The sequence below is a fragment of the Azospirillum sp. B506 genome, assembly GCF_000333595.1.
Lineage (GTDB): Bacteria > Pseudomonadota > Alphaproteobacteria > Azospirillales > Azospirillaceae > Azospirillum.
The window spans coordinates 1-13,115 of the sequence record NZ_BADK01000334.1; the positions used below are offsets into that span (position 1 = coordinate 1).

10 protein-coding genes and 2 pseudogenes are annotated in these 13,115 nt (G+C 67.5%); 4 read left to right on the plus strand and 8 right to left on the minus strand.

The window, feature by feature from the left end; genetic code table 11:
- Positions 1-224: pseudogene (locus tag I71_RS10210) on the plus strand (type 1 glutamine amidotransferase); the annotation flags it as partial.
- Between the two features lie 4 nt (positions 225-228).
- Here the strand turns inward: I71_RS10210 and I71_RS10215 are convergent.
- The 8 genes and pseudogenes from I71_RS10215 to I71_RS10250 all read right to left on the minus strand — a co-directional run bounded on the left by I71_RS10215 (position 229) and on the right by I71_RS10250 (position 9,099).
- Positions 229-1,848, minus strand: a complete 1,620-nt coding sequence (locus tag I71_RS10215; protein WP_042694546.1) for an NTP transferase domain-containing protein — start codon at positions 1,846-1,848, stop codon at positions 229-231.
- 117 nt (positions 1,849-1,965) lie between these two features.
- Positions 1,966-2,681: pseudogene (locus tag I71_RS10220) on the minus strand (XdhC family protein).
- Positions 2,678-3,007 (minus strand): XdhC family protein, encoded by a 330-nt coding sequence (locus tag I71_RS10225; RefSeq protein WP_199902155.1) that lies wholly within the window; start codon positions 3,005-3,007, stop codon positions 2,678-2,680. The pseudogene I71_RS10220 and the gene I71_RS10225 overlap by 4 nt, the downstream one beginning before the upstream one ends.
- Positions 3,004-4,221: a VWA domain-containing protein gene (locus tag I71_RS10230; protein ID WP_042694548.1), complete on the minus strand. Its 1,218-nt coding sequence runs from the start codon at positions 4,219-4,221 to the stop codon at positions 3,004-3,006. The genes I71_RS10225 and I71_RS10230 overlap by 4 nt, the downstream gene beginning before the upstream one ends.
- A gap of 7 nt (positions 4,222-4,228) precedes the next feature.
- Positions 4,229-5,152: a MoxR family ATPase gene (locus I71_RS10235; protein WP_042694549.1), complete on the minus strand. Its 924-nt coding sequence runs from the start codon at positions 5,150-5,152 to the stop codon at positions 4,229-4,231.
- A gap of 167 nt (positions 5,153-5,319) precedes the next feature.
- A complete protein-coding gene (locus I71_RS10240) occupies positions 5,320-6,111 on the minus strand; it encodes a xanthine dehydrogenase family protein subunit M (protein WP_042694552.1) in 792 nt (263 codons plus the stop codon).
- A 28-nt stretch (positions 6,112-6,139) separates the two neighbouring features.
- On the minus strand, positions 6,140-8,530 hold the full coding sequence (locus I71_RS10245; protein ID WP_042694554.1) for a xanthine dehydrogenase family protein molybdopterin-binding subunit: 2,391 nt from the start codon (positions 8,528-8,530) through the stop codon (positions 6,140-6,142).
- A gap of 68 nt (positions 8,531-8,598) precedes the next feature.
- The gene (locus I71_RS10250; RefSeq protein ID WP_042694556.1) at positions 8,599-9,099 is read right to left on the minus strand and encodes a (2Fe-2S)-binding protein; all 501 of its coding nucleotides are present in this window, start codon (positions 9,097-9,099) and stop codon (positions 8,599-8,601) included.
- 345 nt (positions 9,100-9,444) lie between these two features.
- Between I71_RS10250 and I71_RS10255 the strand changes: the two genes are divergently transcribed.
- From I71_RS10255 to I71_RS10265, 3 genes are read left to right on the plus strand one after another with little or no spacing between them, the layout of a single operon-like run.
- Positions 9,445-10,419 carry a TAXI family TRAP transporter solute-binding subunit gene (locus I71_RS10255; protein ID WP_042694558.1) on the plus strand — a complete coding sequence of 325 codons (975 nt, stop codon included), beginning with the start codon at positions 9,445-9,447 and terminating at the stop codon, positions 10,417-10,419.
- A 25-nt stretch (positions 10,420-10,444) separates the two neighbouring features.
- A complete protein-coding gene (locus I71_RS10260; RefSeq protein ID WP_049976027.1) occupies positions 10,445-12,535 on the plus strand; it encodes a TRAP transporter permease in 2,091 nt (696 codons plus the stop codon).
- A gap of 1 nt (position 12,536) precedes the next feature.
- A complete protein-coding gene (locus I71_RS10265) occupies positions 12,537-12,914 on the plus strand; it encodes a DUF1850 domain-containing protein (protein ID WP_042694560.1) in 378 nt (125 codons plus the stop codon).
- Positions 12,915-13,115: the final 201 nt, after the last annotated feature.

Here is a 13,115-nt window from a genome sequence, read left to right on the forward strand (position 1 = left end):
ACCGTCAGGCTTTCGCCTCGGCCCGTGCCACTTACGCCTTCCAGTTCCACCCCGAAGCCACCGGCGACATCCTGCGCGGCTGGGCGTCGCGTATCCGGGAGGAAGCGCGCGAGAGCAATGCGGGGATGCTGCACGGGCTGGAGGACGCAATCTCCACCCATTTGCCGGTGGCGGAGCGCTTCACCCGCGCGATGACCCGGCGCTGGCTGGATCTGGCGCGCTGATCGTTCAGGCGCCGGCCGTTTCGGTGAAGCGGGCCAGCAGGTCGGGGGTATCGACGTCGTAGAGAATGCCGGCATCATCGACCGGCACCTCGCACAGCCGGTCGGCATGCTGGCCGATCAGCCGCTTCGCCCCGGAATCGCCGGTCAGCGCGGCCATCTCGGTGAAGAAGGCACGGTCCCACAGCACCGGGTTGCCCTGCTTGCCATGGGTGGTGGGGATGCAGATGGCGCGGCCTTCCAATGGGCTGTAGGCGGCGACCAGCCGGTCGATCACGGCGGACGCGACCCGCGGCATGTCGCCCAGGCACACCACCACCGCATCCGCCTCGCTGGGCACCGCCGCCAGACCGGCACGCAGCGAACTGCTGAGACCCTCGGCGAAGGCCGGGTTGTGGACGAAGGTCACCGGGCGGTCGGCCAGCGCCCGGGCCACGCTTTCCCCCTGGTGGCCGGTGACGACGATGACCGTCGCCGCTTGCGAGGCCAGAGCCGCATCGACCGCGCGGGCGACCAGCGGCATGCCGTTGACCTCCGCCAGCAGTTTGTTGGTCGGTCCCATGCGGCTGGACCGGCCGGCTGCCAGCACCAGGGCGGTGACGCGCGGTGCCCGCGGCGTTTCCGTCGAAACGCCGGCGCGCGGCAGCGGGCGCGTCGGGATCTCCGCCAGCAGACCGCCGACCCCCATTCGCATCACCTCGGCCCGGCCGGGCGGAATTCCGGCGGCGATGCGCTGCAAGACCCAGTCGAAGCCGTTCAGCTTGGGCGAGCGGGCGCAGCCCGGCAGGCCCAGCACCGGCTTGCCGTCGCGCCGGGCCAGCAGCAGCAGATTGCCGGGATCGACCGGCATGCCGAAATGCTCAACCACGCCGCCGGCCCGCTCGATGGCGGCGGGCAGCACGTCGCGGCGGTCGGTGATGGCCGAGGCGCCGGCGATCAGCAGCAGGTCGGCCGGCGGCGCCCCGGCGATCTGGTCCGCCAGCGCCCTCTCGTCATGGGCGCAGCGGGCGTCATGGATCAGGGTGCCGCCAAGTGCCTCGACCCGCTCCCGCGTCACGGTGACGGTCTTGTCGAGCACACTGTCCTTCACTCCGGGGAGGCGCGTCTGGATCAGCGCAACCGAGAGCGGGCGATAGGGCAGGACGGCCAGCGGCGACGGCCCGTCGGTGGCGATCCGCTCCGCCTGTTCCACCGCGCCGGCCGGGGCGGCGAAGGGAATGATCTTGACGGTCGCCAGCATCTGCCCGGGCTCGACCGGGGCGAAGTCGGGCAGGGTGGCGATGGTGACGCTCTCGTCGATGGCGTTGATCGCGTCGATGCGGGACGGGTCGAGACGCAGCAGGCCATGCGCTTCGGCGAACAGGTTGACGCGCCCGGTGAAGGCGGCGGCGACCTGTACAGCACCGCCCGCCACGGCGGCGGCGATGCGGGTGGCGGCGGCATCCTCGCCAATATCGGCATCGGACAGCTTGGCGGCGATCACTTCGGCGATGCCGGCCTCGCGCAGGGCTGAAAGGTCATCGGCCGACAGCCGCCGGCCCTTCTTGAAGGCGACGGCGCCCAGGCGCAGGGAATGGGCGAGGATCGCGCCCTCGGCATCGGACAGGGGAAGCGGGCCGAAGAACATGGGGGCTCCGGATGGGCACGGACGATGTGTGCCCACGGATATGGCGGCCCGGTCGGACTTGGGCAATCGGCAGAAGGTGTGGGGTGGGGGCGTGACCGCCCCCTTCCCAAACCATCTTCAGCAGGGGTGGTTTTCCCCGCGCCGCACACAGGTGATCTGCCCCATGATCGCAACGGCGATCTCAGCCGGGGTGACGGCGCCGATGGAGAGCCCGACGGGGCCGCGGATGCGCTTCACCTCGGCTTCGCTCAGGCCCTCGTCGCGCAGACGGTCCAGACGCAGGGCGTGGGTCCGCTTGCTGCCCAGCGCGCCGACATAGAAGGCAGGGGAGCGCAGGGCGGCGATCAGCGCCGGATCGTCCAGCTTCGGGTCATGCGTCAGGGTGACCACGGCAGTGCGGACGTCGGGCTTAAGCTCCGCCAGTGCCTCGTCCGGCCACAGGTGGTTCAGCTTCACGCCGGGAAGCGCGCCTCGGTGGCAAAGGCACCGCGCGGGTCGATCACCGTCACGTCATAGCCGGTCAGTGCCGCCACCGGGGCCAGTGCCTGGGCGATGTGAACGGCACCGACGATCAGCAGGCGCATGGCCGGATTGTGGACATGCACGAACAGGCGGAAGCCGTCCTCGTCCTGCGGATCGACCAGCAGGCCGGAGCGGTCCTGACGGATGCGCCGCCGCACCTCGTCCAGCAGGTCGGGCTCAAGCCCGAAGCCGCCATGCACGGCGTCCTCGAAAACAAGCGTCTGCAGACCGCTGCTGAGATCGGTCACCAGAGCCGCCGGGATCGCGGCGGCCTTCGCCGCAAGCAGCCGGTCAAGAATTTCGCGTTTCATTCCACGGCCTCGACATAGACCTGCACCTGCCCGCCGCAGGCAAGCCCGACTTCCCAGGCCATTTCGTTGGTGATGCCGAAGGACAGCAGGCGCGGTTCGCCGTCCTCCATCGTCTTGGCGGCCTCATGCGCGACGGCGCCTTCGATGCAGCCGCCGGACACGGAACCGGCCATGGAGCCGCGGTCGTCGACCGCCATCTGGCTGCCCACCGGCCGCGGCGAGGAGCCCCAGGTCGCCACGACTGTCGCCAGGGCCACCCTGCGGCCGGCGGAGCGCCAAGCGGCTGCCTGTTCCACGATGTTGTCCGCCATCAGGGTGTCGTTCATCCCGCCGCCTCCTTCAACCAGCGGCGCAAGCCCGGGCTACGACGCGGACCGTCGGCCGACAGGGCGCCGGCCAGATCCGCGAGGCTGTTCAGGCTGTGGGCCGCGAGAAAATCGTCCACATGCGGCAGCAGCGCCCGGATGCCCGAGGATTTCGGCGCGAAGCCTTCCCAGCGCAACAAAGGATTCAGCCAGACGAGCCGCCGACAGCTTTTGTGCAACCGTTCGGCCTCTGCCGCAAGCCCTTCCCCTGCATCCCTGTCAAGCCCGTCGGTAATGAGCAGCACCACCGCCCCCTGGCCCAGCACCCGCCGGGCCCAGGTCCGGTTGAAGGCGTGCAGCGCGGTGCCGATCCGCGTGCCGCCCGACCAGTCGGCGACCGCTGCCGATACCGCGTCCAGCGCCACATCGACGTCCTTGTGCCGCAGATGGCGGGTGATGTTGGTCAGCCGCGTGCCGAAGACGAAGCTGTGGACCCGGTCGCGGTCGTTGGTGACTGCATGCATGAAGTGCAGCAGCATCCGCGAATAGCGGGTCATCGAGCCGGAGATGTCGCACAGCACCACCAGCGGCGGCGGCCGGGTACGGCGGCGTTTGCGGGCGAGGTCCGACAGGTCGCCGCCGCTGCGCAGCATCCGCCGCAGCGTGGCGCGCGGATCGACGCGCGGCCCAGCCGGATCTGGACGGTGGCGGCGCGTCGTGACCTCCGCCAGCGGCAGGGCGAGACGGGCGAGCAGGCGTTTGGCCTGCGCCATCTCCTCCCCCGTCATCTTCTCGAAGTCCTTGTCCTGAAGCCGTTCGGCGGCGGACACGGTAAAGGAGGCGTCGACCTCGATCTCGGTCCTCTCCGGCTCCTCCTGTTCGCGGCCGTTGCCATGCAAGGCCTCGGCAAGGCGTTGCGCCATTTCCGGCTGGTCGGGCGGTGCCTCCGTCCGCACCTTCGGCAGCATCAGCGACATCATCTTCTTCAGGATGTCCGGATTGCGCCAGAAAACGTGGAAGGCCTGATCGAACAGCTCGCTCTGGTCGTGGCGATTCACGAAGATGGCGTGCAACGCCCAATAGAAATCGGTGCGGTTGGACAGGCCGACCACCTCCACCGCCTCGACCGCCTGCAAGACCTTGCCCGGCCCCACCGGCAGCCCGGCGGCGCGCAGGGCACGGGCGAAATGCATCAGGTTGAGGGTGAGGCGCCCGGCCGGCGCGTCGTCCGTCATCGCGGCCTCACCGGGCGGTGGTGGCGGCCAGCTCGGTCTTGACCTGGGTCAGGATGCGCGCCGCCTCGCTGCCCTGGATACGGGCGATGTCGTCCTGGTATTTCAGCAGCGTGCCCAGCGTGTCGTTGATGACGGAAGGCTCAAGCTCCAACTGATTCAGCTCGACCAGGGCCTGCGCCCAGTCCAGCGTCTCGGCCACGCCCGGCGCCTTGTAGAGGTCCATGCCGCGCAGGGTCTGGACGAAGCCCACCACCTGGGCCGCCAGCCGGGCATCGGCCTGCAGCGCCTTGACCGAAAGGATCTCCCGCTCCCGCGCGGCGCTGGGGTAATCGACCCAATGGTAGAAGCAGCGCCGTTTCAGCGCGTCGTGGATCTCGCGCGTCCGGTTGGAGGTGAGGATGACGATGGGCGGCTCCGGCGCATGGACGGTGCCGAATTCCGGGATCGAGACCTGATAGTCGGACAGGATCTCCAGCAGATAGGCCTCGAACGGCTCGTCGGTGCGGTCCAGCTCGTCGATCAGCAGCACCGGCGGGCCGGCGAGATCCGGCTCCAGCGCCTGGAGCAGCGGCCGCTTGACCAGGAAGCGTTCGGAGAACAGGTCGGAAGCCAGAGACTCGCGGTCCTGGCCGCCCGACGCCTCGGCCAGACGGATTTCCATCATCTGGCGGGCGTAGTTCCACTCATAGACCGCTGACGAGGCATCCAGCCCCTCATAGCATTGCAGCCGCAACAGCTTGCGACCGAGCGTCGCCGATAGAACCTTGGCGATCTCCGTCTTGCCGACGCCGGCCTCGCCCTCCAGGAACAGCGGGCGCTTCAGCTTCAACGCCAGGAACAGCGCGGTGGCCAGCGAACGGTCCGCGACGTAATTGCCGCGAGTGAGAAGGGCCAGCGTGTCGTCGACGGAGGCGGGGAGGGCAGTGGTCATCGAAGGCCTTTGGGATCCGACCGGCAAATCCGCCTCTCCCCCCTGGGGAGAGGTCGGACGGCGAAGCCGACCGGGTGAGGGATTTTGCATTGCCAGGGAGATCCACACAATGCATCCCCCTCACCCTAACCCTCTCCCCAGGGGGGAGAGGGGACTTTCTGACAAAATCACCCCGCCGCTTCCACCGCGCGCTTCGCCATCACGGTGACGAGGTGGGCGCGGTAGTCGGCGCTGGCGTGGATGTCGGCGTTCAGGCCGTCGGCCTCCACCGACAGGCCGTTCAGCGCTTCGGCACGGAAGTCGGCAGCGAGCGCCGTCTCGAACGCCGTGGCGCGGAAGACCGAGCCGGCGGCGCCGGTCACCGCCACCCGCACCTCGGCGCCGAACTTCGCGACGAAGACGCCGACGATGGCGTAGCGGCTGGCCGGGTTTCGGAACTTGGCATAGGCCGCCTTGTCAGGTCGGGAGAAACGCACCGACTTGACGATCTCGCCCGGCTCCAGCGCGGTCTCGAACATGCCAGTGAAGAAATCGTCGCCGGCGATGGTGCGGCGGTCGGTGGTCACCGACGCCTTGAGCGCCACCGCCGCCGACGGGTAGTCGGCCGAGGGATCGGCGTTGGCGATGGAGCCGCCCATCGTGCCCATGTTGCGGACCTGCCGGTCGCCGATGCCCTCGGCGAGGCTGGCCAACGCCGGGATCACCCGCTTGACGAGGTCGGAATGGGCGACCTCGGCGTGGCGGGTGAAGGCGCCGATCTCCAGCCCGCCATCCGCTTCGCGGATGCCCTTCAACTCCGGAATGGCGCCGAGGTCGATCAGGTCGGTCGGGCGGGCGAGGCGCTGCTTCAGCGTCGGCAGCAGGGTCTGGCCGCCGCCAAGAAGCTTGGCTTCTTCCGCCTGGATCGCGGCCGCCGCGTCGGCAAGCGATGTCGGCCGTTGGTACGTGAACGCGTACATTCTCTAGCCTCCTTCTTCTTCGGCCGTCTTATTCCGCCGCCATGGCGGGAGCAGCATCGCGGATGGTCCGCCAGACCTTTTCCGGCGTCGCCGGCATGTCCATGTGGGTGACACCATAGTCGGACAGGGCATCCACCACCGCGTTCATCACGGCGGCGGCGGCGCCGATGGTCCCGGCCTCGCCGCAGCCCTTCACGCCCAGCGGGTTGTGGGTGCAGGGCTGGTCCTCGTGATAGCGCACGGTGAAGGATGGGACATCGTCCGCCCGCGGCATGCAATAGTCCATGTAGGAGCCGGTGACGAGCTGTCCCGAGTCCTCGTCATAGACGCAGTTCTCGTAGAGCGCCTGTCCGATGCCCTGGACCAAGCCGCCATGCACCTGCCCTTCGACGATCAGCGGGTTGATGACATTGCCGAAATCGTCCACCGCCGCGAAGCTGACGATGGTTGTCACGCCGGTGTCGGGGTCGATCTCCAACTCGCAGACATGGCAGCCATTGGGATAGGTGAAGTTCTTCGGGTCGTAGAAGGCCTGCTCGTCCAACCCGGGCTCCAGCTCGTCGAGCGGGAAGTTGTGCGGGACATAGGCTTGCAGGGCGATGTCGCCGATGCCCAGGCTCTTGTCGGTGCCGGCGACGGTGAAGCGCCCGTCCTTCACCTCGATGTCGGTCTCGGCGGCCTCCAGCATATGGGCGGCGATCTTCTTCGCCTTGCGCTCGACCTTGTCCATCGCCTTCACCAGGGCCGACCCGCCGACCGCCAGCGAGCGCGAGCCGTAGGTGCCCATGCCGAAGGGGATCTTGTTGGTATCGCCATGGACGATCTCGACATTCTCGATCGGAATGCCGAAGCGCTCCGCAACGATCTGGGCAAAGGTGGTCTCATGGCCCTGGCCATGGCTGTGAGCACCGGTGAAGACCGTCACCGAACCCGTTGGATGGAAACGAACCTCCGCACATTCATAAAGTCCCGCGCGAGCACCGAGCGCGCCGGCAACGTTGCTGGGCGCGATGCCACAGGCCTCGATATAGGTGGCGAAGCCGATGCCTCGCAGCTTGCCGCGCGCCTTCGATTCGGCCCGGCGCTGCTGGAAGCCTGGGTAGTCGACCAGCGGCAGGGCGATATCCAGGTTCTTGGCGAAGTCGCCAGTGTCGTACTGCAGGGCGACCGGCGTCTGGTAGGGCATCGCCTCCTTCGGTACGAAGTTGCGGCGGCGGATCTCGGTCTTGTCCATGCCCATCACGCCGGCCGCCACATCGACGATCCGTTCGATCAGATAGCAGGCCTCGGGCCGGCCGGCGCCGCGATAGGCATCGACGGGGGCGGTGTTGGTGAAGACCGCCTTGACCTCGGCATAGATCGCCGGGGTCTTGTATTGGCCGGCCAGCAGGGTGGCGTAGAGATAGGTCGGGATCGACGGTGCGAAGGTGGACAGATAGGCGCCGAGATTGGCCAGCGTCGAGACGCGCAGCGCCAGGAAATTGCCGTCGGCGTCCATCGCCAGCTCGGCATGGCTGACATGGTCGCGGCCATGGGCGTCGGTCAGGAAGCTTTCCGAGCGGTCGGCGGTCCATTTCACCGGCCGTCCGACCTTGCGCGCCGCCCAGGTGACGACCGCCTCCTCGCCGTAATGGAAAATCTTCGATCCGAAGCCGCCGCCGACATCGGGCGCCACCACCCGCAGCTTATGCTCGGGAATGCCCAGCACGAAGGCGCCCATCAGCAGGCGGGTGACGTGCGGGTTCTGGCTGGTGGTGGTCAGGGTGTATTCGCCGCTGGACTGGTCGTACTCGCCCATCGCCGCCCGTGGTTCCATCGCGTTCGGGACCAGGCGCTGGTTGACCAGATCGATTTTCGCGACGTGGGCAGCGTTGGCGAAGGCCGTATCCACCGCCGCCTTGTCGCCGAGATGCCAGTCGTAGCAGACATTGTCCGGCGCATCGTCATGGACCAGCGGGGCGCCGCCGGCAATCGCGCGGGTGGAGGATCCAACCGCCGGCAGTTCCTCGTAATCGACCACCACCATCTCGGCGGCGTCGCGCGCCTGCTCTCGGGTCTCGGCGATCACCACCGCCACCGCATCGCCGACATAGCGCACGCGGTCGCGGGCCAGCGGATGGTGCGGCGGCTCCTTCATCGGCGAGCCGTCCTTGGAGTGGATCTGCCAGCCGCAAGGCAGGCTGCCGACCTTGTCGGCCTCCATATCGGCGCCGGTCAGCACGGCGACCACGCCCGGCATCGCTGCCGCGTCGGCGAAGTCGATGCCTAGAATACGGGCGTGGGCGTAGGGGGAGCGCACATGGACCGCGTGGGTCATGTTCGGGCGCTTGAAATCGTCGGTGTAGTTGCCGCGGCCGGTCAGAAAACGCTGGTCTTCGCGCCGGCGCACCGAGGCGCCGATGCCATTGGGGTTCGCCATCTCGTGTTTCCTCCCACAGGAACGCTGAAGATGCGGAAATGCCTGCTCTGTTTTTGGACGTTTCGCCCTTATTCGGCGGCCACCGGCGTCGGCTGCGCCCCCGCCATCGCCTCGGCTCCCGCCTTCACCGCCCGGACGATGTTGTGATAACCGGTGCAGCGGCAGATGTTGCCCTCCAGCCCCTCACGGATCTCGGCCTCGGTCGGATTCGGAGTCTCGCGGACCAGATCGACCGCGCTCATCACCATGCCCGGCGTGCAGAAGCCGCATTGCAGCCCGTGATGCTCGCGGAAAGCGGCCTGCATCGGGTGCAGTGTGCCGTCGGCCGCCGCCAGCCCTTCGATCGTCGTCACCGCCGCGCCGTCGGCCTGGACCGCCAGCGTTGTGCAGGACTTCACCGACCGGCCGTCGACATGGACGACACAGGCGCCGCACTGGCTGGTGTCGCAGCCTACATGGGTGCCCGTCAGGCCAAGATGCTCGCGCAGGAAGGTGACGAGCAGCGTACGCTCCTCCACCTCTCGTGAGACCGTCTTGCCGTTGACGGTCATCGAAACGGTACAGGACATCGATTTTCCTCCCGCTGGCTGAAATCTGGCTTGCAGTCGTATGGCGTGCAGTTGGGACTTGTCACTGTCGGTCGAGGCGCCCTGGGCCGGGGCCATGGGGTGTCCGCTTCGGTCGGGCGTCTTGCGCCACAAGGATAGGGGGTGTCCGCCCGTCGAGGTCAAGGAGCCTGTGCATGCCTTGGCCAAAAGAATGGCATGGCAACCATCGTTATGTCGGATTGTACGTACTGGCGCGCAATTTTGTGGCGCGTTACAGTGGGTTGGGGCTGCCCGCGCTCTGTGGGCCCACGAATAAACCAGCCCGGCAACGATCCGGGCTCAGCAACGAGAATGGGGAGAGCCACCATGAACCGCCCATCTGTGAAGCGTCGCGTCCAGGCCCTGTGCATGGCCGCGGGCCTCGGCATCGGTCTTGGCCTCGCCGCGCTGCCGGCCAAAGCGGAGACCTTCATCACCGTCCTGACCGGCGGCACCAGCGGCGTCTATTACCCGCTGGGCGTGGCGCTGTCGAACGTGTACGGCAAGGCGCTGCCGGGGGCGAAGGTGACGGCACAGGCGACCAAGGCATCGGTGGAGAACCTGAACCTGCTGCAGGCCGGCCGCGGCGAGATCGGCTTCACGCTGGGCGATTCGCTGAGCGATGCCTGGAAGGGCAACGAGGAGGTCGGCTTCAAGCAGAAGCTGGACAAGCTGCGCACCATCGCCGCCATCTACCCCAACTACATCCAGGTCGTTGCCGCCAAGGAATCGGGGATCAGAACGCTCGCCGACCTGAAGGGCAAGCGGGTGTCGGTCGGTGCACCGAAGTCGGGGACGGAGCTGAACGCGCGGGCCATCTTCGGCGCCGCCGGCCTGACCTATAAGGATTTCGCCAAGACCGAGTATCTGCCCTTCGGCGAATCGGTCGACCTGATCAAGAACCGCCAGCTCGATGCGACGCTGATTTCCGCCGGGCTGGGCGTGGCGGCGATCAAGGATCTGTCCTCGTCGCAGGAGATCACCGTCGTCAGCATTCCTGCCGAGATCGTTCAGAAGGTCGGCGACGCCGCCTACATCACCGAAACGATCCCGGCCGGCACCTATCCGGGCCAGACGGAAGCCGTGCCCACCGCCGCCGTCCGCAACCTGCTGGTCAGCCATTCCGGCGTGTCGGACGATGCCGCCTATGCGATGACGAAGACGTTGTTCGAGAATCTCGATGCGCTGGCCGCCGCCCATGTCGCCGCCAAGCAGATCAAGCTGGACCAGACCGCCACCCAGTCGCCGGTCCCGCTGCATCCGGGCGCCATCAAGTACTTCAAGGAAAAGGGCCTGATGTAAGAAACGGATTGGCGGAGAAGCCGTGGTGAGCGCACAGAAAAATCAGGCGGAGTCCGAGATCCGCCAAGCCATCGACCGGGAAAATCCGGCGACGGTCGCAGCATTCGAAGGGTTCGACGGGCGGGCGGTCTTCGCCATCGCCGTCGCCTTCTCCGCCTTCCAGATCTGGACCGCCGCCTTCAACCCGGTATCCACCATGGTGGTGCGGGCGGTCCATGTCGGTTTCCTGCTGCTGATGACCTTCGCCCTGTTCGGCTTCCGTCACACGGCGGAGCGCAGGCGGGTTCCCTGGTACGATTGGCTGCTGGGCCTGACCGCCTTCGGCGTCGGCCTGTACCATTATGTGTTCGAGGTCGACCTGATCCAACGGGCGGGCGATCCCAACACCACCGACCTGATCGTCGGCACCATCGCCGTGGCGCTGGTGTTCGAGGCGGCGCGGCGCATCATGGGGCTGGCACTGCCGATCATGTGTGGCGTGTTCATTCCCTACGCCCTGTTTGGCCGCCATCTGCCCTTCGGGCTTGCCCACCGCGGCTACGACCTCGATCAGGTGATCGACAACCTGTATCTGTCGACCGAGGGGCTTTACGGCACGCCGACCTTCGTGTCGGCCAGCTACATCTTCCTGTTCATCCTGTTCGGCGCCTTCCTGGAACGGGCCGGCATGATCAAGCTGTTCAACGACGTGTCGCTCGGCCTCGTCGGCCATGCCAAGGGCGGACCGGCGAAGGTGGCGGTGATCTCGTCCGGTCTGATGGGCACCATCAACGGGTCGGGTGTGGCCAACGTGCTGACCACCGGGCAGTTCACCATCCCGCTGATGATGCGCTTCGGCTACCGCCCCGCTTTCGCCGGCGCGGTGGAGGCGACGGCCAGCATGGGCGGGCAGCTGATGCCGCCGGTGATGGGGGCTGCCGCCTTCATCATGGCGGAGACCATCGGCGTACCCTACAGCGAGGTGGCCGTCGCTGCGTCGATCCCCGCCATCCTCTATTTCGGCAGTGCCTTCTGGATGGTCCATCTCGAAGCGGGCATGCGCAACCTCGTCGGCCTGCCGAAGGACCAATGCCCCAGCGCACTCCGCGCGGTGGTGGAGGGCTGGTACCTGATCCTGCCGCTGGCGGCGCTGATCTATCTGCTGTTCTCCGGCTTCACGCCGCTGTTCGCCGGCGTGATCGGCATCGCCGCGACCGCGGCGCTGATTCTCGGCACCACCATCGTCGGCACCATCGGGCCGATGGCGCTGCGCGTCGCCTTCTGGGTCGTGGTCGGACTGGTCGCCGCCGGGCTGTGGAAGTTGGGGTTCCGGACTGAACATCTGGCATTCGCCATGGTCACGCTGCTGATCATCCCCTGCCTGCTGTTCAAGGGTGGCCGGCAAACTCTGGCGCTGGTGGTCAACAGCATCGCCGACGGGGCCAAGAACGCGGTCGGCGTCGGCGTCGCCTGTGCGCTGGTCGGCGTGCTGATCGGCATGATGACGCTGACCGGGCTGGCGTCGAGCTTCGCCTCCACCATCGTCGACTGGTCGGGCGGCAATCTGCTGGCGGCGCTGGTGCTGACCATGATCGCCTGCATCGTGCTGGGCACCGGCCTGCCGACGACGGCCAACTACATCATAACCGCATCGATCGCCGCACCGGCCCTGTTGACCATGGGCGTGCCGCTGATCGTCAGCCACATGTTCGTCTTCTATTTCGGCATCATGGCCGACCTGACCCCGCCGGTCGCCTTGGCGGCGCTGGCGGCCTCGTCGATCTGCAAGGCCGACCATATGGAGATCGGCTGGATCGCCACACGGGTGGCGATGGCTGGCTATGTCGTGCCCTTCATGGCGGTGTACGATCCCGCCCTGGTTCTGCAAGGCGGGAGCTGGCTCGCCGTTGCCTATGTGTTCGTCAAGGCCTGCGTCGCCATTGCCCTGTGGGGAGCCGCAACCATCGGCTTCTTCTGGACGCCACTGGCGCCGGTCGCCCGCCTCTATGCTGCTGCGGCGTCCTTCCTGTTCATCGTCGCGCTGCCGCTGACCGACGAAGCCGCCTTCGTCATGACCGTCCTCTTCGTGCTGTGGCAGCACCGACGGCGAAGCATGCCGACGACCGCCGCGGCCTGAGGTGGGCGGTCTCTGCCTGTTCGCCCTCGGCGGCGCGCTGCTGGCGTCGCTGCCGGGGACGGAGTTCACCCTGTCCTGGACCCACTCCATCGAAAAGACGGAGTGGCGGGAAAGCTGGACCGCCGAGGCGGGCCGATTGCGTCTGGTGGAAGCGCGCATCCGCGGTGCCGGTGCGGGAATGGAGCCGGGCCCCGATGCCCGGTTGACAGCCGATGGCTGGATGGTCTGGAAACCGGCCCTGCCGCCACAGGACAGTGTCACGCTGGCCGCATCCGGCTTCACCGGGGAGCATCGGCTATGCATGGCGGGCGAGTGCCGGCCGCTGTCGGGCTGGACGGGCGTGACCGACCGGGCGGTGGAGATGCGGGCCTGTCCTTAGGTCGTCATCAAGCTCCGCATACGAAAGTTTGTGTCGCCGATGCCCCTTCCGGCTTGGCTTGCGCTGCGTCAGTCCGCATACTCCCGTTCCTTTCGTCAGCCTACCTTCCGGACCGATGATCACTTTTCCCACGCGCCATCGCCGCCCGTTCATCCTACCGACCGTCCTCCCGGGCGCCTTTGGGCGGCACTCGCGGTGGCT

Bases quoted from the DNA above. Each gene is read 5' to 3' on its own strand.
- I71_RS10215 (WP_042694546.1), bottom strand. From the start codon at position 1,848: ATGTTCTTCGGCCCGCTTCCCCTGTCCGATGCCGAGGGCGCGATCCTC.
- I71_RS10225 (WP_199902155.1), bottom strand. From the start codon at position 3,007: ATGAACGACACCCTGATGGCGGACAACATCGTGGAACAGGCAGCCGCT.
- I71_RS10230 (WP_042694548.1), bottom strand. From the start codon at position 4,221: ATGACGGACGACGCGCCGGCCGGGCGCCTCACCCTCAACCTGATGCAT.
- I71_RS10235 (WP_042694549.1), bottom strand. From the start codon at position 5,152: ATGACCACTGCCCTCCCCGCCTCCGTCGACGACACGCTGGCCCTTCTC.
- I71_RS10240 (WP_042694552.1), bottom strand. From the start codon at position 6,111: ATGTACGCGTTCACGTACCAACGGCCGACATCGCTTGCCGACGCGGCG.
- I71_RS10245 (WP_042694554.1), bottom strand. From the start codon at position 8,530: ATGGCGAACCCCAATGGCATCGGCGCCTCGGTGCGCCGGCGCGAAGAC.
- I71_RS10250 (WP_042694556.1), bottom strand. From the start codon at position 9,099: ATGTCCTGTACCGTTTCGATGACCGTCAACGGCAAGACGGTCTCACGA.
- I71_RS10255 (WP_042694558.1), top strand. From the start codon at position 9,445: ATGAACCGCCCATCTGTGAAGCGTCGCGTCCAGGCCCTGTGCATGGCC.